Below are 19205 nucleotides of genomic sequence, written 5' to 3' on the forward strand. Positions count from 1 at the left end.
TGAAGGGGTTTGCTACTCCATCAGCGTAGTCGATCAGAACGCCGGCAATACGGCGCCGCTGTATTTCTTCTCGATGAAGGCTTTGACTTCAGGGCTGGTCAGGGCTTTGGCCAGCTTCTGGATCGCAACGCTGTCCTTGTTGTCCGGACGCGCTACCAAGAAGTTCACGTAGGGCGAATCGGCGCCTTCAATCACCAGCGCGTCCTTGGCTGGGTTCAGGCCAGCTTCCAGCGCGTAGTTGGTGTTGATCATGTCCAGGTCGACCTGATCCAGCACCCGCGGCAGCATGGCGGATTCCAGTTCCTTGAACTTGAAGTTGTGCGGGTTCTTGGCGATGTCTTTTGGCGTGGCCAGGGCGTTTTTCGGGTCCTTGAGCTCGATCAGGCCGGCTTTCTGCAGCAGGATCAGGGCACGGCCGCTGTTGCTGCCTTCGTTAGGGATGGCAATGGTCGCGCCGTCCTTGAGCTCGGCCAGGGTTTTGACTTTCTTCGAGTAACCGCCGAACGGTTCGACGTGCACGCCGATCACGGTCACCAGATTCGTGCCTTTGCCTTCGTTGAAGCTTTTCAGGTAGGGCAGGGTCTGGAAGTAGTTGGCATCCAGACGCTTCTGGTCAACCTGGACGTTGGGCTGGACGTAGTCGGTGAAGACCTTGATTTCCAGGTCCACGCCTTCTTTGGCCAGGGTCGGCTTGATCAGCTCGAGAATCTCGGCGTGGGGCACCGGCGTTGCGGCGACGACCAGTTTCTCGCCAGCCTGGGCCAGGCCCGCGGTCAGAGCTGCCGCCAGTGCGGTGAACAACAGAACCTTTTTCATGCAGTGTCCTTAATGTGTCGTGAACGACGGCTTCAATGAGAGTGCCAGTGAAGTGCTATCGCTGGCGTGGAGCGGAAGATACCGAGATTTTTTATTCCCTAACAATATCTTTTATTCACGTTGTTATTCCATTTCGTTCATACAGCCTGGAAGGCTCAGCGCAGACGCTTGCACGCCTGCAAACCCTGGCAGGCGCCGGCTTTACCGGGGCAGAAGACTCTTCAGCGCCTCGCGATCAGCCGCCGTGCCACGCTCACTGATGCGCTGCACCAACTGCCGCACCTGCTCCAGGGGCGATGGCGCCGCCGGCAGGTTCAGGTGCTCCGGCAGGATCTCGTCGCCACTGCTCACCAGCAGGGCAAAGTGAATGACGTTCTCCAGTTCGCGGGTATTGCCCGGCCAACTGTGCTGCTCCAGTACCTGCTGGGCGGCCTCGCTGATCAGTGGCACCGGCAGGTCCAGGCGCTGGCTGTAAATGCCGAGAAAGTATTCGGCCAGGGATTCGATATCGCCGACCCGATCCCGCAGCGCCGGCAGTTCCAGCTGGCCTTCGCCGAGGTAGCGGTACAGCCGCTCGTGGAACTTGCCGGCCGCCACTGCCTGGGCCAGGTCGATGCTGGTGGCCGCCACCAGGCGAACATCCACCGGGCTCGGTTGATGGGCGCCCACCCGGGTCACCTCGTGGTTCTCCAGGGCCGCCAGCAGCTTGATCTGGATCGGCAGCGGCAAATCGCCGATCTCGTCCAGGTACAGGGTTCCGCCGTTGGCCGAGCCGAACCAGCCGGCGCGGCTGCTGGCCGATCCGCTGAAACTGCCGCCGGCATAACCGAACAGCTCGGCATCGGCGTAGGTCGGGCTGATGGCGCCGCAGTTGACCGACACAAACAGGCCACCGCGATCACTGGCACGGTGGATGTGTCGAGCCAGCAGCTCCTTGCCGCTGCCGGTTTCACCCCGGATCAGCACCGAGACCGAACGCGGCGCCAGTTGCTCCAGCTCATGACGCAATTGCCGCGAACGCGGATCGACAAACACCAGGGCCTTGGCGCGAATGCTCAGCGGGCTCTTTTCAGCGTCGGGAAAGGTCAGCAGGGGCTGACCGAAAGACTCATGCAAACTCATGGCAGGCTCCCGCCCAAAACCGCCATGGGGCGGGGGCGTTTAACAAAAAGAAAGAATTCAGGCGCGACGCAGGGCGTGCTGTTCCATGCGGTTTTGCAGGCGATACAGGTAAGCGAAACCCTGCTCCCAGCGCAGATGACCGGACTTGACGTTGATATGCCCGGCACCGGACAAAATCCCGGCCTCGGCGCCCCAGTTGCGGGCCAGTTCGAGGGCACGCGGGGCACTCACGGCGCTGTCGTTGTCGGAGCTGACCACCTGGCTCGGGAACGGCAGCAGGTCGGTCGGGATCGGTGAAAAATTACGCAGCGCCGGCGCGCACGCCGGGCGCTCCACATCCGCGGGCGCCACCAGCAGCGCACCACGCACCTGGCGCAGCGCCGCCACCGGCGCATGGGCCGCCCAGTGGGCCACGGTGATGCAACCCAGGCTGTGGGCAATCAGGATCACCGGCGTGCTGTCGGCAGCAATCGCCTCGGCCAGGGCCGCGACCCAATCTTCACGGCGCGGCGTCAGCCAATCGGCCTGCTCCACCCGCGCACTGTTCGGCAGACTGTTCTGCCAATGGCTTTGCCAATGATCTTCTGGCGATCCTTGCCAGCCCGGCACAATCAGGTAGCGAATTGATTCGTTGCGCATGGGGAACTCTCCTGCTGCGTGTCTGTTCCCGAACGAGTATAGGGAGGAGTTTTATATTCGTTAAGGAATAAGAAGCTATTTATTAAGACCTATAAAGAATATGAGAAATCCGATTCATTGCCGCGGGTGACGGGGGTGGGGAATGGCCAGTAGCCAGGTGGAAGATGGGTGCCGCACAGGGCCAGCGCAGGCTCGGCAGCGGCTACCGGCGTTGTAGCCGCTGCCGCAGGCTGCGCTGGCCAGCAGGGACGCCGCGCAGCATCTGCCAGACTCACAACCAAAACCCCCAGGCATAAAAAAAGGCCGCACCCTGCCAAGGAGACGGCCTGAAAAGTCGTGGTGTGTTGCTCGGGTTCAGCGCGCGGTGATCACCGACAGCTTGGTGATGCCCGCACGCTCGATGGAGGCCATGGCTCGCGCCACTTCGCCGTAGTTCACCCCGTCGTCCGCCTGCAGTTGCACGCGCACTTCCGGGTCTTTGGCTTTGGCTGCCTGGAGGTTGAATTCCAGCAGATCGGGCTGGATCTCATCCTTGTTGATAAAGAGTTTGCCGCTGCCATCGATGCTCACCACCAGCGGGTCTTTCTGCTCGACCGGGGCCACGGCCTCGGTCTTGGGCAGGTTGATCGGGATCGCGTTAGTCAGCAGCGGCGCGGTGACGATAAACACCACCAGCAGCACCAGCATCACGTCGACCAGCGGCGTGACGTTGATCTCGCTCAGGACCTCATCGCTGTCTTGGGTGGAAAAGGCCATATCAGGACGCCTCCTTCACTTTCTGTGCGCTGCCCTGGGCCACGGACTTGTGCGCGGCCGGGTGGATCAGCACGCGGAACGAGCTCTTCTGCGCCAGGCTGTAGAAGTCATGGGCGAAGTCGTCGAGGTCGGCGGCAGTCAGTTTCAGGCGGCGCAGGAAGTAGTTGTAGACCAGCACCGCAGGCACCGCGACCGCGATCCCCACGCCGGTGGCGACCAGTGCCGCGCCGATCGGACCGGCCACGGTTTCCAGGCTGGCGGAGCCGGCGGCACTGATGCCTTTGAGGGCTTCCATGATGCCCCACACGGTGCCGAACAAGCCGATGAAAGGCGAGGTGCTGCCGATACTGGCAACCACGGCCAGGCCGGTTTCCAGGGAACGGCGCTCACGCACGATCTGCTGGCGCAAGGCACGTTCCAGGCGGTCCTGGTGGTTGATCGCCTGGCTCAGGTCGGTGGCCTGTGGCGCCTCGCCCACCTGGATCGCCGCATAACCGGCCTGGGCCACGCGGGCCGCCGCGCCGGGCTGGGTTTCTGCCAGTTCAGCCGCCGAGTCCAGGCTGGAGGCGGCCCAGAACTGTTTGTGGAACTTGCGATCCTGGGCCTTGAGGCGGGCGAACTGCACGCCCTTGAGCAAAGCCAGGCCCCAGGTGGCGACGGAAAAAACCACCAACAGCCAGATCACCGCGCTTTCGATGGATTCGAGTGGAGATGCCAGTAACGTCATGATGTAGTCCCTCTGTGTAAGCGTTTAGCGCGAATGTTGGAGCCGGCTGGCCGGCGATAGCGGTGTGCGCGGCACACCGGATCAATGAATCTTGAAGTCGATGGGCACGCTGACCCAGCCGTCCTGGGCGACATCACCCTGCTTGGCCGGGACGAAGCTCCAGCGCTTCACCGCGGTCAGCGCCGCATCGTCGAGTTGCTGGCGACCGCTGCTTTTCTGAATCTGGATTTCCCCCGGCTTGCCGCTGGCCAGTACATGCACTCGCAGCAACACCGTGCCTTCCCAACCGCGACGCTGGGCCAGCGACGGGTATTCCGGCGCCGGGTTCTTCAAGTACGCGGCGTTGGCCGACGCGGGCGTCACGGGGGCCGGAGCCGGTGGCGCGGGCGGTGCCGGAGCGGCAACCGGGGCCGCAGGCTGGGCCGGCGCTGGCGGTTGCTGGACCGGTTTCGGAGCCGGCTTGGGTTCAGGCTTGGGCACCGGTTTCGGCTTGGGTTTGGGCACCGGCTTGGGCGGTGGCGGCTTGACCGCCAATTCGTCCTCTACCGGAGGCGGCGGCTCAACCACGGGCTGCACCGGCTGCGGTGGCGGCGGCTCGACCACCGGCGGTGCCGGGCGTGAAAATTCGATGGTCATCGGCGGAATTTCCGGCGGCACGATCGGCAACACCGGGGTCGGCTTCTGGCTCACCCAGTAGATCACCGCACCGTGCAGCGCCAGGGCGAAGATCCCGAGCAGGATCGCCTCACGCCGGCGCAGCACACCCTTGGGCGTCTTCTGCAGACGCAGTTGGCCCAAGGGCAGGCGGTGCGGCCGGCCGAGGTCGACCAACTCACCGCTCGGTGCCTGGCGCCAAAGCACCTCTTGAGCACTGGCGGCGGTCTGGACATTGCCCATTGATTTACTCCCTACGGTCTTTTGCGAATAACCCGACAGCCGCGCCTTGTTTCCCCCGCGCGGCGGCGTCGAGGGCTGAATGATTGGCGCTTGAGGCTTATCTCTTAAAGTAATCTTTAAGGTTATGAATAGACCGAACAGGAATATAAGAACCGACCACCCTCGGCAAAGCCCCGTGCAGCAAGGGTTTGCGCCCAGGGGCAAAAACCCGATGCTTTACAGGCATGAAAAATATTCGCTAAAGGCATGGTTTTCACGCGCCAGAATGACGCGCCAAGCCCTTCAGGGCTGCAACTGGTGGCTCTCGCACAGGTCCCGCAACTGGCTTTGCAGGGCCTTGCCGGCGCGACTCAGGCCGCTGTTGCCATACAGCGCCAGGCGCACGCCCTGGATATTCGGCAAGCCGCTGGCCGCTTCCAGAACCCGATGCCCGGCGCCCACCACCCGTACCGGCAGCAGGCTGATGCCAAGACCGGCGGCCACCGCCGCACAGACACTGGCCAGGCTCGCGCTGGAATAACCAATGCGCCAACGCCAACCGCCCGCTTCCAGGTGCTGGAGCATTTCCTGGCGATACAAACCGCCCACCGGAAACGCCACCAGCGGCAGCGGGTCGCGACCGAACGCCGGGCTGGCGAGGCTGTCAACCCAGCACAAAGGCTCCGGCCACGAGGCCAGGCAGTCGTCGCTGTGGCCCATCTGCTTGACCAGCAACAGGTCGAACTCGCCGCGCTGGTATTGCCGGCGCAACTCGGGGCCCAGGCCGCTGGTCACCTCCAGGCGCACCCCCGGATAGTCGCGGCCAAAGCTCGACAACAGCGGCATCAGGCGTTCGGCGGCGAAATCCTCGGGCACCCCGAGGCGCAACACGCCCTCGCTTTGTTGATGGATCAAGACATCGGCGGCTTCCGCATGCAGGGCCAGGATGCGCCGGGCGTAGGCCAGCAGCCGCTCACCTTCGGCAGTCGCCACCACCCGGCGCTGGTCACGGTCGAGCAGCTGGCAACCCAGGCCCTCCTCCAGCCGCCGTACTTGCTGGCTGACGGTGGACTGGGTCAGGTGTAGGCGTTCGGCAGCGCGGGTGAAGTTCTGGCAATCAGCAACCGCGACAAAACTGCGCAACAACACGGGATCGAACATGGCCAAACCATTCCTGATGCCACTGCTTGGCATGGTTATATTTAATTTCAGAATACCTTGGGCGCTGACCATACTCCCCCCTCTATTGACCTTCAACGGAGGTTCACATGGCACTCAAGGTATCGCTCAAGCGCGGCATCCTGGCGGGCGGCCTGTTGCTGGCCGGGTATGCCCAGGGCAACGACCAGGCCCTGCTCGACGCGGTGCGCGGCGGGCAACTGCACGCTGTGCAGGACCTGATCGAGCAAGGCGTGAACGTCAACGCCCGGGCACTGGACGGCAGCAATGCGCTGCTGCTGGCGACCCAGGCCAACCAGATCGACATCGCCCGGGCCCTGATCGAAGCCGGGGCCGACGTGAACCAGAAAAACCTGATCCAGGACAGCGCCTACCTGTTGGCCGGCGCCAGCGGCCGCAATGAAATCCTGCAACTGACCCTGGCCCACGGCGCCGACCTGCAGAGCACCAACCGCTACGGCGGCACCGCCCTTATCCCGGCCTGCGAGCGCGGGCATGCCGCCACCGTGGCCTTGCTGATCAAGGCCGGGACCGACCTCAACCACGTCAACCGCCTGGGCTGGACCTGCCTGATCGAAGCCATCGTGCTGGCCGACGGCGGGCCGGCGCACCAGGACATCGTCGCGCAATTGATCGCCGCCGGCGCCGACCTTGACCTGCCGGACCGCTCCGGCATCCGCCCGTTGCGCCTGGCCGAACAACGGGGCCAGAGCGCTATCGTCAAACTGCTGCGCGACGCCGGCGCATCGTGAAACCGCACAAGGAATCGAACCATGAATAACGATCAGCACTACCTGCAACGCGCCGTCGAACTGGCTCGGCGCAACGTCGAACAAGGCGGCCGGCCGTTCGGCGCGGTGCTGGTGCGCGACGGCCAGGTACTGGCAGAAACGGTGAACCGGATCCACCTCGACCAGGACCCCACCGCCCACGCCGAACTCCTGGCCATCCGCAGCGCCAGCCGCCAGCTCGGCCCGCGTCTGGAGGGATGCGTGATCTACGCCAGCGGCCAGCCCTGCCCTATGTGCCTGAGCGCCATGTACCTGTGCGGGGTATCGCGGGCGGTGTTCGCGGCGGCCAACGAGCAGGCCGAAGCGTTTGGCCTGTCCACCGCCGCCCTCTACGCCGAACTGGCCCTGCCCTTGAGTGAGCAGCGCCTGCCCGTCGAGCACCTGCCACAGGCCGCGATGGCCGGTATTTATCAGGACTGGAAAGCGCGCCATGACCCTCAGTAAACCGCGCCTGAACCAACTGGGCGGCTGGGCGCTGCTGGTCGCCCTGGGCCTGAACCTGCGGCCGATCCTCAGCTCCATCAGCCCGCTGCTGGGCGAGATCCGCGCAGCCACCGGCATGAGCTTCCAGAGCAGCGCCTGGCTCACCAGCCTGCCGGTGATTTGCATGGGCCTGGTGGCGCTGCTCGGGGTCCGCCTCGAAGCACGCCTGGGGGAACGTCGAGGGGTCGCGCTGGGATTGATGCTGATTCTGCTGGCATGCCTGGCCCGGCTGTTGATCGGTCAGGCGCCGGCGCTCCTGGCCACCGCGCTGTTGGGCGGAGCCGGCGTGGCCTTGATCCAGGCCCTGGTGCCGGCGCTGATCAAGCGCCAGTTCCAGCAGCGGGTGGCCCTGGCCATGGGCGTGTATTCGGCGTCGCTGATGGGTGGCGGCGGCCTGGCGGCCCTGCTCAGCCCGGTGGTGGCCGGGCACTTTGCCCATTGGCAGGCCGGACTCGGCGTGTGGTTGCTGCCGGCCATGGCCGCGTTGCTGCTGTGGTTGTGCGTACCCCTGGGCGCCGCGCGCAATCCGCAGTTGGCGGCCAGCGCCAGCCGCCTCTGGGGCAACCGTCGAGCCTGGCTGCTGGCGCTGTATTTCGGCCTGATCAACTGCGGCTACATGAGCATGGTGGCCTGGCTTCCGGCCTACTACCTGCAACAAGGCTGGAGCGCCACCCAAAGCGGTTCATTGCTGGCGTTCATGACGATCTTCCAGGTGCTCGCCGCGCTGTTGATGCCGGCCCTGGCCCAACGCAGCAGCGACCGTCGTCCGCTGTTGGGCATCAGCCTCAGCGCCCAGGCCGTGGGCTACGTCGGCTTGGTGCTGTGGCCGCAGCAGGCGCCACAGGTGTGGGTGGCCCTGATCGGCTTCGGCCTGGGGGCGTGTTTTGCCCTGAGCCTGATCCTCACCCTCGATCACCGCCGCGACCCGCGCGCCGCCGGGCAACTGGCGGCCTTCGTCCAGGGCGTGGGCTTTCTGATCAACGCCGTCTCGCCGTGGATGACCGGCTGGCTGCGGGAGCTGACCGGCAGCTTTGTCAGCGCCTGGTGGGTGCTGACCGCCACCGTGCTCGGCATGTTGCTGCTGACCCGAGTCTTCAGCCCCGCGAGCTACCGGGAGCCGCAGCAGGCACCGGCGCCGGCACTGCACGCCGTGCGCTGACCCGATCAGGCGCGAGGCTTTCCCAAGTCCCCGCGCCCCGCCTACAATCCGCGCCCGGCAACCCGCCGCGCTCGCAGCGCACGGGCACTGTCGACCTATCAAATAGCGGATGCCAGTGCTGACCATGGATTGGAATAGTTTTGCGATCGAACCCGGATCGACCGTCACCGACGCGGTGATCGCCCAGGTGCAACAGCAGTTGGGCGTGCTGTTGCCGGCGCTGTATCTGGACCTGGTCAGGTACGCCGACGCGGCCTCGCCCGAGGTCTCCTGCTTCAGTTACGACCTCGGCGAAACCTGCATCAGTGAATTCTTCACCTTCAGCGCCCAAGCCCAGCCCTACTCCCTCCTCTGGTACGCCCAACGCGTGCCCGGGCTCCCTGCCGGCTACCTGCCCATCGCTCGCGATGCCGGTGGCTGGTTGATCTGCCTGGACTTCAACAGCCCTTCGGTCGCGGTCGCGCTGTTCGACACCGACGCCCGACGCAGCCACTGGGTGGCTGCGCATTTTCCGGGGTTCGTTCAGTTGTGGCGCGAATAGTCCACGGCCTGCGCCCTTTTCACCGCAAGAGCACTGTCCATGGTCTCGACCCAACCCGAAGCAACACCTGATCCCGCTCCCCCGGTACTGACCGGGCGTGAGCTGGCAGCCTGGTCGATCAAGGCCATCAAACAACCCAGGAGAGACATTGTCCTGGGGCCCATCGTGCTGATGGTCATCGCCAGTGCCATCTGCCTGGGCGTGACCTGGAGCATGTGGGGCAGCATTCGCGAGAATCTGGACAGCCTGATCGCGATTTATTGCATCGTGTACGGCCTGTTTTTCGCGATGCTGATGATGGTCCGGCAAAAGACCGTATTCAATTACCGCCTGACCACCGACGGTGTCGAGGTCGAACAGTACCTGTACTTCCCGGACTGGGCGGCGCCGATGTTTCGTGGCACGGCACTGGTCGTTCTGTTGTTGTTTTTCGCGGTCGCCGTGTTCACAGGCTCGTTGCTGTTCCTGCTCGGGCCGGCGGCCATGGCTGCGATGGCAGCGTTGCGGTTGCTGAGCTGGAAAAACGAAGTCAAACGCAATGTTTCACCCTGGAGTGGGTTCAACCTGGTGATCCACGATCAAAAGCAGCACATGCTGGTGCTTTCTTTCCAGGACCAACCCGTCATCGGCCTGGTGCTGCGCTTCCCGGACCAGCATGCGCTCGAACACTGCCTCGGCCAGGTGCGCCCGCTCTTGACGCCGCCGGTGTTCTATCGCGAAGAGCCCTGGCCCTGGTGAGCGCGGACGCGCGCTGCCCCCTTCAATCGCTGTGAGGCTTCATCCATGTGGACTGCTTTTCTGGCCAACCACCCTCAGTGGCAAGCCGTGTTTACCGACCCCAACACCCTTCGCCACCTGAGCGTGGACTACGTGATGTTCAGGGACAACGGGGTCTGGATCAAAGTGATCGGCCAGATCATCGGCGACGGTTACCCGAGCAAATGGCACGAAAGGCAGTACAACGCCTACGGCTTCGACCTGTTGTTAAGCGCCGTCAGCGACGTTGAAATGATCGACTTCAACTTCTACGGCGCACTGAACATCACGGTGACCCGGCACGATAGCTATCACTACGTCCAGCTGGAGATCGGCCCCCACTGCAAACTCAACTGCCGCGCCCGAAGCCTGGAGGTCATCAACATCAAGGCCTACCACGACGACGGCGCTGTCTGAAACATCCCCGCGCCCATGACGGGCTGCGTCGGAACGCGGCCCGAGCTTAGCGGCAACGGCTACAGAGTGGGGGCGATGACGGCGGTTTCAGAGCGCGGGGTGTCCTTGGGCACCCAGTCGTAGCTGACCGGCAATGCGCGGTACACCCAGTTGCTCACGGCGTCGCTGCCCGGGGCCTTGCCCAGGTAAGGGCTGACGTACTCCCAGACGTTTTCCCCGCTGCGGGTGACCTGGAAGAAACGACCGTTCATGCCCTCATCGATCAAGGTATTGCCGTTGGGCAAACGCCGGGCGCTGCTGATGAACGAGCTGTAGAACGCCCAGCCCGGCTGCCTGGAACTGGCCGCGCTGTACTGCCAGACGATCTGCTGCGTCAGCGGATCGATCTCCAGCACCCGTGACCCGGAGATCAGCCCCAGGGGCACCGAGGGGTAACCGGCCGTGCCCTGGTTGTCGAACACCAGCAGGTTGCCCGCTCCCGGCAAACCGGCGGGGATGATATGGGCGTCATGCTGGCCGACAAACTGGTCCACCGGACGCGGCACTTGCCCGGCGGTTTTCGGGCTCAGGGTCGGCAGGTTCGGTCCCAGGCGCCACACCACCTTGCCGCTGTGCTTGTCGATAATGGCGATGAAATTGGCGTTGCGAGAATCCAGCAGCAGGTTGTCCGGAGCAAAGCGTTTATCCCCGGCATCGAACCAGCGATTGGGCCCGACCACGCTGAGGTTGTTGATATGCAGGTAGTCCGGGTCTTTACTGGCCCGCACCAGCTTCAACTGCTCGGGCGTGAAGCCAAATTCCTTGAGGTGTTCGGAAGCCAGCCACTGCCATTTGACCTGGCCGTCGGGGCTGACTTCATAGATCACATCGTCGATCACCTCGGGCACCTTGAACCCCGCCACCTTGTGCACCTTGTTCGCCAGCACCAGGGTGTTGCCATTGCTCAACCGCCGCTGATCGTGATGCTGCTGGGCCGCGCCGCCGGGCGCCTTGTCGCCCCATTGCCAGACCACCTTGCCGTCCCAGTCCAGCTCGCCGACGCTCTGGTTACCCAGGCCATTGCCGGCCGAGCCGAGCGGGCCCGGAGCCTTGTCACTCAGTTGCAGCAGCACCCGGCCACGCTCGCCACCCACCAGGTGCGGGTCGATGATCGCCGAGGGAAAGCCGGCCTGGGGCCAGGTCTTGACCTGATTGCCGTTCATGTCGATCAGGTGCGTCTGCTTGTCGGCGCCGCTGAAAATCACGTACTGGTTATAGGCCTTGGCCGGGTCGTAGCGAGTAACCCCGGTGGGGTAGACGCTGGGGGTGGCGAAGGCGCCGGCACTGAACATCAACAACAGCGGCAAAGCGACGGTGGCACGCAACATGGTGGAACTCCTGTTCAAGTTCATGGGCGCCGGAACACCCGGCGCGGCGTAGCGGAAAATCGGCAATCAGAAGTCGTAGCGACCGGTCACGCCCAAGGTCCGCGGCGTCCCCAGCAGGCCTTCGTAACCGCCGTTACCGCCGGTCCAGAGGGTGGTGTAGTAGGTCTTGTCGAAGGCGTTTTTCAGCCACAGTGAAACGTCCCACTGGCCCTGCTCGTAGTTGCCGCGCAGGCCGGTGGAAAGGTTGACCACTGCGTAACTGGGGATCTGCCCGTACTCGGAATCCTCGACGGTGCCTACCGCCTTGGAACGGAACGCATAACTGGCGGTGACGTACTCTTCGAGGCCGTTATCCAGGTTCCATTTGTATTCGCCGTTGGCGTTGCCGATCCATTTCGAGGCGCCGACCACCTGGTGGCCGCTGAGGTCGCATGAGGCCGGGGCGCCCGGGCGCAGGCTGACTTCAGGCGGGCACGGCGCATCCTTGTAGGACAGGTACCGCACATCGTTGTAAGAGCCGTTGAGGTTGAGGGTCAGGCCCCGCACCGGAATCAGCGTGCTTTCGACTTCCACCCCACGCGAGCGCACCGAACCGGCGTTGGTCAGGTATTGCACGCGGTTGCCATAGTCGTAGGCGTTGGTCTGGTAGCCGTTGACCTGGGTCCAGAACAGGTTGGCGTTGAGTTGCAGGCGACGCTCCCAGAGTGTGCTTTTGAAACCCAGTTCGGCGTTGTTCGCACGCTCGGTGCCGATCAGCAGCGAGTCGGCACCGGCGGTCGGCGCCGAGCCCACCGCCAGGTTGACTCCGCCGGATTTCTCGCCGTGGGACAGGGTGGCGTAGCCCAGCACATCATCGGTGAAGCGGTAGCTCAGATTGAGCAGCCCCGAGGGGCTGGTGCTGTACTGGCTCAAGTCGCCCGAGTCGTAGGCCCCGGCCCGTCCGCGTCGGGCCGTGGCTGCGGCCCCGGTGACGGCGGCACCGCCGAGCGGCGCATTGCGGCTGACCCAGGCGCTTTTTTCTTCATAGGTGCCCCGCAGACCGGCGGTGAAGTCCAGGCGCTCGGTGAGGTGCCAGGTGCCCTGGGCGAACAACGCAAAACTGTCGGTCTGGATATGCCCGTTGCCGATGCTGGTGACGTTGCTCAACGCACCGTTGGCGGTGCCGTTCCAGATGTCCGCCTGAGGCCCGTAGTAGCTGAAGGATTTGTTATCCAGGTCGGAACCGAAGTAGTAGGCGCCGAGCACGTAGTCGAAGAACCCGCCGCTGGGCGAGGCCAGGCGAAATTCCTGGGACCACTGTTTGTCTTCCACCGAAACCCCGGCGTTGTAGCTGGCCGGAACGTTGAGCCCATCGTCGTTGCGCGGGGTGAAATTCCACCAGCGGTAGGAGCTGACCGAGGTCAGGGTGAAGTCGCTGGGCAGGGTCCAGTTGGCTTCCAGCGAGGTCCCGCCCTGGAACACCGTGACGTGCTGGTCGTTGTCCAGGTTGACCTTGCGGTGCGAGCCGTTGACCAGGGTCGCGCCTGCCGCAGCGGCCCGCGACTCGTAGATATTGGTGCCGTTGATGGTCGGCCCGGTGCTGTACAGGACCCGGGTGCCGGCGCTGGAATCCTCTTCGTTGTAGTCACCGATCCAGCGCAGGTTGAAGGTCTCGCTGGGCTTGTACAGCAGTTGCCCGCGAAAGCCCTGGCGCGATCCACCGTTCAAGTCGTGGCCGTCGTGTTCGTTCTTGATGTCGCCGTCGCTGCGGGTGCGGTAAGCGGAAAAACGCCCCGCCAGCTCATCCGTCAGCGGCCCGGAAATCGTGCCCTTGGTCTGGAAGTAGCCGTCCTCGCCAAGGGAGCTCTCGATGCTGCGCTCCGGGGTGAAACTCGGCGCGCGGGTGCTGATGTTGATCACCCCGGCGGTGGTGTTCTTGCCGAACAACGTGCCTTGCGGACCGCGCAGGACTTCCAGCTGCTCGATGTCCATCAGGTCGAACACCGCCATGCCCGGGCGCCCGAGGTAGACGTTATCGATGTACAGCCCGACGCTGCCTTCCAGGCCATCGCTGGCCGGGTTGTTGCCCAGGCCGCGGATCGACACGCTGGACTGGCGCGCATGCATATAGGCGACGTTGACGCTGGGCACCAGTTGCTGCAGATCCTGGATGCGATACACCCGCTGGCTCTCCAGGGCCTGGCCCCCGATCACGCTCATGGGCGTGGGCACGCTTTGCGAGCTTTCTTCACGGCGGCGCGCAGTCACGGTGACGGTTTCCAGCTGGCCGCTGCCGGCCTTGGCCTTGCCGCCGGCGCTCTTGTCCACGGCCTGTACCGGGCTCTCGGCAGGGGCCTGGGTCTCGGCCGCCCAGCCCTGGGACCAACTGGCGCTGCCGGCCAGCAACAGGGCCAGCGGCAAGCGCTTGAGCCGCCGGGGCGAAGTGGGTGAAGCGAGGTACGACGGGCTCATGGGCGGCTCCTGGTGAAAAAATATACAGGCCTGCATATTCTTTTAAGTTATTTATTTATGTTTTTACAAAGATTTACTGCATAAGAGATTGCCTTTATAAGGAGTCGACCTAATGCATAGCCAATGCATTTCCCCGATATTTTTTATGTGAAAAATGCATATCGACTTGCGCCAGCTCCGCCACTTCATCGCCCTCGCCGAACAGCGCAGCTTTGTCGCGGCTGCGGCGGCGGTGAACCTCTCGCAATCGGCGTTCAGCCGCAGCATCCAGGCCCTGGAACACAGCGTCGGGTGCCAGTTGGTGGACCGTGGACGCAAGGACCTGGCGCCGACCAAGCAGGGCCAGGTCCTGCTGGAACATGCGCGGCGCCTGGTCAGCGGCGCGCAGCAACTGGCCAATGAGATCGAACAGTTCAATGGCCTGGAGGCCGGCGAGATCCGTTTCGGCTGTGGTCCGGCGCCGGCGTCCGGCCTCATACCCCGGGCGATTGGCAGTTTTATCGGGCGCTACGCCAAGGCCCGGGTGCATTTCCAGGTCGATGACTGGCAAAGCCTGAGCAAGCGCCTGCTCAGCGAAGAGTTCGAATTTTTTGTCGCCGACACCCGGCATTTCGAAGCCAACCCGGACTACCTGACCCAACGCCTGCGCCCGCGCAAATGGCATTTCTGCTGCCGCGCCGGGCATCCGCTGGCGGGCCGGGACAGCGTCAGCGCCGCCGAACTGATGAGCTACCCGCTGGCCGTGACCATCCGCCCGCCGAACCTGCGCAAGGTCATCGTCGACCTGAGCGGCCGGCCGGACTACACGCCCAATGTCGAGTGCGAAAACAGCTACAGCCTGCTCGGCGTGGTCCTGCGTTCGGATGCGATCGGCATCGTCGGCTCCTACAGCGACGCGTTGCACAACGCCAAGGGCGAACTGGTGCGCTTGAAAATCGACGGCCTGGCCGATGACCTGGAAGAGCTCTACACCCGCTACGGCATCGTCAGCCGCGCCGGCTATCGCCTGTCGCCCCTGGCCGAGGCGATGATCGAGGAGATCAAGCGCACCGATGAACTGGACGAGGACGTGTACAGCCTGGACAACGTCGCGGTCTGATCCCGCCGCCAGGCGCTATGGGGCACTGGCGCATGCAGTTTGTGCATCAAAACTATTCAGCAAATGCGCTTGCTGAAAGCCCCCCGCAACGGTGAAAAATCGACGCCTGTCTTCCCTTCGGTGAACCCCATGTCCAACCCTGCCCAGCCCTTGCGCAACGTGCTGTACATCATGTGCGACCAACTGCGTCGCGATTACCTGTCGTGCTACGGCCACCCCCATTTGCACACGCCGAACATCGACCGCCTGGCCGCCGCCGGGGTGCGTTTCAGCCGCGCCTACACCCAGGGCACCATCTGCGGCCCGTCACGCATGTCGGCCTACACCGGGCGCTACGTCAGCAGCCACCAGGTGGCGTGGAATGCGGTGCCGCTGCCCCTGGAAGAACTGACCATCGGCGACTACCTGCGGCCCCACGGCATCCGCACCGCGCTGGTGGGCAAGACCCACGCCACGCCCAATATCGATGCCTTGCAGCGCCTGGCCATCGAACAGCAAAGCGTCCAGGCCGATGCCTTGAACGAGGTCGGTTTCGAGGCGTATTTCCGGCATGACGGGATCTTCCCCGACGACCCGCTGTTCGACGACAAGCGCGAATCCGCGCCCTACACCCACTACCTGCGCGAGCAGGGTTTTGACGGCCGCAACCCCTGGCACGACTGGGCCAATGCGGCCGAAGGCGCGAACGGCGAGATCCTCAGCGGCTGGAAAATGCGCAACGCCCATCTCCCGGCGCGGGTGCCGGAGCAGCACTCGGAAACGGTCTACACCACCGACCGCGCCATCGACTTTATCGCCGAACAGGGCGAGCAGCCCTGGTGCCTGCACCTGTCCTACATCAAGCCCCATTGGCCCTATATCGCTCCGGCGCCCTACCACGCGCTGTACGGCGCCGAGCAGGTGATCCCGGCGGTGCGCCCAGCAGCGGGCGAGGCCAGCGACCACCCGGTGTACGCCGCGTTTCGCCAGCATGAAGAGAGCCTCAATTTCTCCCGCGACGAGGTGCGCCTGAACGTGGTGCCGACCTACATGGGGCTGATCAAGCAAGTGGATGATCAACTCGGGCGGCTGTTTGACTTCCTGCAGAGCAACGGCCGCTGGGATGACACGCTGATCGTGTTCACCAGCGACCATGGCGACTTCCTGGGCGATCACTATCTGGGGGAGAAAGAGTTTCTGCTGGAGCCGGCGGTCGGTGTGCCGCTGATTGTGCGTGACCCGCGCGCGGCGGCGGACAGCACCCGGGGCAGCGTGGATCAGCGCCTGGTGGAAACCATCGATGCGCTGCCGACGTTCCTCGAGGCCCTGGGCTTGCCCGGCGCCGAACATCGCCTTGAAGGTCGCTCGCTGATCCCGCTGCTGCACGGCACGCCGACGGATTGGCGGCGCTACGCCATCAGCGAATATGACTACGCCTTCCAGGCCCCGGCACGGGAACGTCTGGCCCAGCCCATCGACCGCTGCCGGATGACCATGGTTCGCAGCGAGCGCTGGAAATACCTGGCCTACGATGGCTTCCGCCCGCAACTGTTCGACCTGCAGAACGACCCGCAGGAGCTGCACGACCTCGGCGCCGACCCGGCCTACGCTGCTGTGCGCGAAGAGCACTTGGGTTACCTGTTCGACTGGCTGCGCGGCCTGAAACGCCGCACCACCATCAGCCACGAAGAAATCGACCTGCGCGGCCAACGCTTCCGCTACGGCGAGCCGGAAACGGAAAAACTGGTGCAGATCGGCGTGTGGTAAACCCGGGGGGCGCCAAGGGGGGGCTGAGAAATCATGGTGTCGCTAAAGGCCAGCGCAGCCTCACCACAGCGGCTGGCCCCTGTGGTGAGGGAGCTTGCTCCCGCTGGGCCGCGAAGCGGCCCTAAAACCGGCACCGCATCCCGTCAGGCAGCACCGGGTAGCAGGGTTGCGGCTGCTGCGCCTCGGGGCGCCGGCCGACCGAGCGGGAGCAAGCTCCCTCGCCACGGGACCGGCTGCTGCCGAGCAGTCCTGTCACGCCCCTCTGGTGGTCTGGCTGCGCTGTCCATGCACGCCCACCGGCACGTCGCCCTTGAGGGTCACGCGGCGCACGATGCGGTCCTGGGTACCGTAGTCGTCCACGGCGTAGTGCTGGGTCGAGCGGTTGTCCCAGATCGCCACGTCCCCAGCGGTCCAGCGCCAGCGCACGGTGTTTTCCAGGCGGGTCACGTGGCTTTGCAGCAAACCGAACAGGTGCGCCGAGTCGGCCTGGGAATAACCCTTGATGCGCTTCACGAAATGCCCCAGCACCAGGCTCTTCTCGCCGCTCTCCGGGTGCACGCGCACGATCGGGTGTTCGGTCTCGTAGACGGTGGAGGTGAACACCTTGCGGTAGCGCTCCAGCTTCTCCGCCGAGACATCCGGTTTGGCCGAGGCGTAGTCGTATTCGTTGCTGTGCACCGCCCAGAGCTTGTCCGCCAGCTCGCGCAGTTCCGCCGGGAGCTCGTTGTAGGCCGTGGCAGTGTTGGCCCAGACCGTGTCGCCACCGGCAGCCGGAGCGATCACCGAGCGCAGGATCGACGCCTTGGGGTAGGCCTCGACGAAGGTCACGTCGGTGTGCCAGGAGTTGGCGCGCTGGCCCTCGGCGCCGTCCAGTTCCAGCAGGTAACGGGTGCCATCGCGCACCGGCACCGTCGGGTGCGCCACCGGTTCGCCCAGCAGGTGGGAGAAGGCCTCCTGGCTCTGGTCGTCGAGGTGACCCTGGCCGCGGAAGAACACCACCTTGTACTGCAGCAGGGCCTGCTGAATGGCGTCCACGGTGGCGGGGTCAAGGTTGCCGGAAAGTTGTACACCACGGATCTCGGCGCCGATGCGACCGGCCACCGGGTGAATCTCAAGCGCATGAACAGCGGGTTTAACGGCTAATGCGGCATTGCTCATCGGGTACACCCTCATCTGACTGCTTACGGTTTGAGCCGCAGCGAAACAACGCTCTATCTATATTCAATTTAGATCTAATAGATATCTACATGCTTCGTTGACGGAATAAGAGCTTGCATTTAAAACCTCATTCCTCACTCGTCGCAAATGCCTTCGAGCTATTTTTAGGATGCCGCAAAAGCATATGGATCTACGCCAGCTGCGCTACTTCATCGCCCTCAACGAGCACCGCAGTTTTGTCCGCGCGGCGGACGCCATGGGCATCACTCAACCGGCCTTCAGCCGCAGTATCCAGGGGCTGGAGCAGGAGTTCGGCTGCGTGCTGGTGGACCGTGGCAACAAGGATCTGCGACCCACACCCGAAGGCCAGGTGGTGCTGCAACATGCCCTGAGCCTGGTCCAGGGTGCGGCGCTGTTGAGCAGTGAAGTGACCCAGATGACCAAGCTCGACGCCGGCGAATTGCGCTTCGGCTGCGGCCCGGCACCGGCGGTGAAACTGGTGCCCGATGCGCTGGCCCAATTCACCTCGGCGCACCCCAAGGTGCGGATCTGCCTGGAAGTGGATAACTGGGAAAAACTCAGCCGCAGCCTGAGCCGTGAAGAGATCGAATTCTTTATCGCCGACATCCGTCATTTCGAGGCCGACCCGAACTTCCAGACCCAGGCCCTGACCCCCAAGCGCGGGGTGTTTTTCTGCCGGCCGGGGCACCCGTTGCTGGCCAAGGAAAGCCTGTCGACCAACGACATGTTCGACTACCCGCTGGCGACCACACTGATTCCGCCAGGGATTCGCAAACTGCTGGCCAACCTCAGCGGCCGCATGGATTTTTCGCCGACCATCCAGACCGAGCATTTTCCGGCGCTGGTGAAAATCGTCCGCCAATCCAATGCCATTGGCATCGGCACGGCGGAGTCGTTTATCGAGGACATCGAGCAGGGCTCCCTGGCGCTGCTGCACTGGCGCAACCTGCCGCAGAACATCGAAGTGCTGAACGCGCGTTGCGGCATCGTCAGCCGCACCGGGTTCCGCCTGTCACCGGCCGCACGCAAACTGATCGAAGTGCTGGTGGCGGTGGACAAACAGGAACACAGCATCGCCGTCTGACCCCGTAGCCGCTGCCG

At 64.1% G+C, this 19205-nt stretch carries 19 protein-coding genes; 9 read left to right on the top strand and 10 right to left on the bottom strand.

The window, feature by feature from the left end; genetic code table 11:
• Window positions 1–33 precede the first annotated feature (33 nt).
• The 7 genes from AC19YX_RS12250 to AC19YX_RS12280 all read right to left on the bottom strand — a co-directional run bounded on the left by AC19YX_RS12250 (window position 34) and on the right by AC19YX_RS12280 (window position 6097).
• Window positions 34–816 (bottom strand): MetQ/NlpA family ABC transporter substrate-binding protein, encoded by a 783-nt coding sequence (locus AC19YX_RS12250; RefSeq protein ID WP_010464830.1) that lies wholly within the window; start codon window positions 814–816, stop codon window positions 34–36.
• A 201-nt stretch (window positions 817–1017) separates the two neighbouring features.
• Complete coding sequence (locus AC19YX_RS12255; RefSeq protein ID WP_500606334.1) at window positions 1018–1938, bottom strand: sigma 54-interacting transcriptional regulator; 921 nt, start codon at window positions 1936–1938, stop codon at window positions 1018–1020.
• Window positions 1939–1995: 57 nt separating this feature from the next.
• Complete coding sequence (locus tag AC19YX_RS12260; RefSeq protein WP_078469245.1) at window positions 1996–2577, bottom strand: alpha/beta hydrolase; 582 nt, start codon at window positions 2575–2577, stop codon at window positions 1996–1998.
• Between the two features lie 354 nt (window positions 2578–2931).
• The gene (locus tag AC19YX_RS12265) at window positions 2932–3333 is read right to left on the bottom strand and encodes an ExbD/TolR family protein (RefSeq protein WP_078469244.1); all 402 of its coding nucleotides are present in this window, start codon (window positions 3331–3333) and stop codon (window positions 2932–2934) included.
• 1 nt (window position 3334) lies between these two features.
• Window positions 3335–4060, bottom strand: a complete 726-nt coding sequence (locus AC19YX_RS12270; protein WP_078469243.1) for a MotA/TolQ/ExbB proton channel family protein — start codon at window positions 4058–4060, stop codon at window positions 3335–3337.
• Between the two features lie 81 nt (window positions 4061–4141).
• Entirely contained in the window at window positions 4142–4957 is an 816-nt protein-coding gene (locus AC19YX_RS12275; RefSeq protein WP_078469242.1) for an energy transducer TonB, read from the bottom strand.
• Window positions 4958–5239: 282 nt separating this feature from the next.
• Entirely contained in the window at window positions 5240–6097 is an 858-nt protein-coding gene (locus AC19YX_RS12280) for a LysR family transcriptional regulator (RefSeq protein WP_078469241.1), read from the bottom strand.
• Between the two features lie 107 nt (window positions 6098–6204).
• On the opposite strand from AC19YX_RS12280, the gene AC19YX_RS12285 reads away from it, so the two are divergent.
• The 6 genes from AC19YX_RS12285 to AC19YX_RS12310 all read left to right on the top strand — a co-directional run bounded on the left by AC19YX_RS12285 (window position 6205) and on the right by AC19YX_RS12310 (window position 10262).
• Window positions 6205–6867 (top strand): ankyrin repeat domain-containing protein, encoded by a 663-nt coding sequence (locus tag AC19YX_RS12285; RefSeq protein ID WP_500606335.1) that lies wholly within the window; start codon window positions 6205–6207, stop codon window positions 6865–6867.
• A gap of 21 nt (window positions 6868–6888) precedes the next feature.
• The gene (locus AC19YX_RS12290; RefSeq protein WP_421549331.1) at window positions 6889–7350 is read left to right on the top strand and encodes a nucleoside deaminase; all 462 of its coding nucleotides are present in this window, start codon (window positions 6889–6891) and stop codon (window positions 7348–7350) included.
• On the top strand, window positions 7337–8548 hold the full coding sequence (locus tag AC19YX_RS12295; RefSeq protein WP_421549332.1) for a CynX/NimT family MFS transporter: 1212 nt from the start codon (window positions 7337–7339) through the stop codon (window positions 8546–8548). The genes AC19YX_RS12290 and AC19YX_RS12295 overlap by 14 nt, the downstream gene beginning before the upstream one ends.
• A gap of 124 nt (window positions 8549–8672) precedes the next feature.
• Window positions 8673–9089 (top strand): SMI1/KNR4 family protein, encoded by a 417-nt coding sequence (locus AC19YX_RS12300; protein ID WP_238596123.1) that lies wholly within the window; start codon window positions 8673–8675, stop codon window positions 9087–9089.
• Between the two features lie 39 nt (window positions 9090–9128).
• The gene (locus AC19YX_RS12305; RefSeq protein WP_500606336.1) at window positions 9129–9827 is read left to right on the top strand and encodes a hypothetical protein; all 699 of its coding nucleotides are present in this window, start codon (window positions 9129–9131) and stop codon (window positions 9825–9827) included.
• A 45-nt stretch (window positions 9828–9872) separates the two neighbouring features.
• Window positions 9873–10262 (top strand): Imm50 family immunity protein, encoded by a 390-nt coding sequence (locus AC19YX_RS12310; protein WP_078469234.1) that lies wholly within the window; start codon window positions 9873–9875, stop codon window positions 10260–10262.
• A gap of 59 nt (window positions 10263–10321) precedes the next feature.
• Here AC19YX_RS12310 and AC19YX_RS12315 read toward each other — a convergent pair whose 3' ends face one another.
• On the bottom strand, window positions 10322–11629 hold the full coding sequence (locus tag AC19YX_RS12315) for an aryl-sulfate sulfotransferase (RefSeq protein ID WP_078469233.1): 1308 nt from the start codon (window positions 11627–11629) through the stop codon (window positions 10322–10324).
• Window positions 11630–11695: 66 nt separating this feature from the next.
• Window positions 11696–14080: a TonB-dependent receptor gene (locus AC19YX_RS12320; RefSeq protein ID WP_421549334.1), complete on the bottom strand. Its 2385-nt coding sequence runs from the start codon at window positions 14078–14080 to the stop codon at window positions 11696–11698.
• A gap of 154 nt (window positions 14081–14234) precedes the next feature.
• On the opposite strand from AC19YX_RS12320, the gene AC19YX_RS12325 reads away from it, so the two are divergent.
• Both AC19YX_RS12325 and AC19YX_RS12330 read left to right on the top strand, forming a co-directional pair.
• Complete coding sequence (locus tag AC19YX_RS12325; protein ID WP_078469231.1) at window positions 14235–15179, top strand: LysR family transcriptional regulator; 945 nt, start codon at window positions 14235–14237, stop codon at window positions 15177–15179.
• 129 nt (window positions 15180–15308) lie between these two features.
• Window positions 15309–16925: an alkaline phosphatase family protein gene (locus AC19YX_RS12330; RefSeq protein WP_078469685.1), complete on the top strand. Its 1617-nt coding sequence runs from the start codon at window positions 15309–15311 to the stop codon at window positions 16923–16925.
• 252 nt (window positions 16926–17177) lie between these two features.
• On the opposite strand, the gene AC19YX_RS12335 is transcribed toward AC19YX_RS12330, so the two are convergent.
• The gene (locus AC19YX_RS12335; RefSeq protein ID WP_078469230.1) at window positions 17178–18083 is read right to left on the bottom strand and encodes a TauD/TfdA dioxygenase family protein; all 906 of its coding nucleotides are present in this window, start codon (window positions 18081–18083) and stop codon (window positions 17178–17180) included.
• Window positions 18084–18267: 184 nt separating this feature from the next.
• On the opposite strand from AC19YX_RS12335, the gene AC19YX_RS12340 reads away from it, so the two are divergent.
• Window positions 18268–19188 (top strand): LysR family transcriptional regulator, encoded by a 921-nt coding sequence (locus AC19YX_RS12340; protein WP_020296968.1) that lies wholly within the window; start codon window positions 18268–18270, stop codon window positions 19186–19188.
• The last annotated feature ends 17 nt before the right edge of the window (window positions 19189–19205 follow it).

Source organism: Pseudomonas sp. MF09150 (assembly GCF_059862355.1).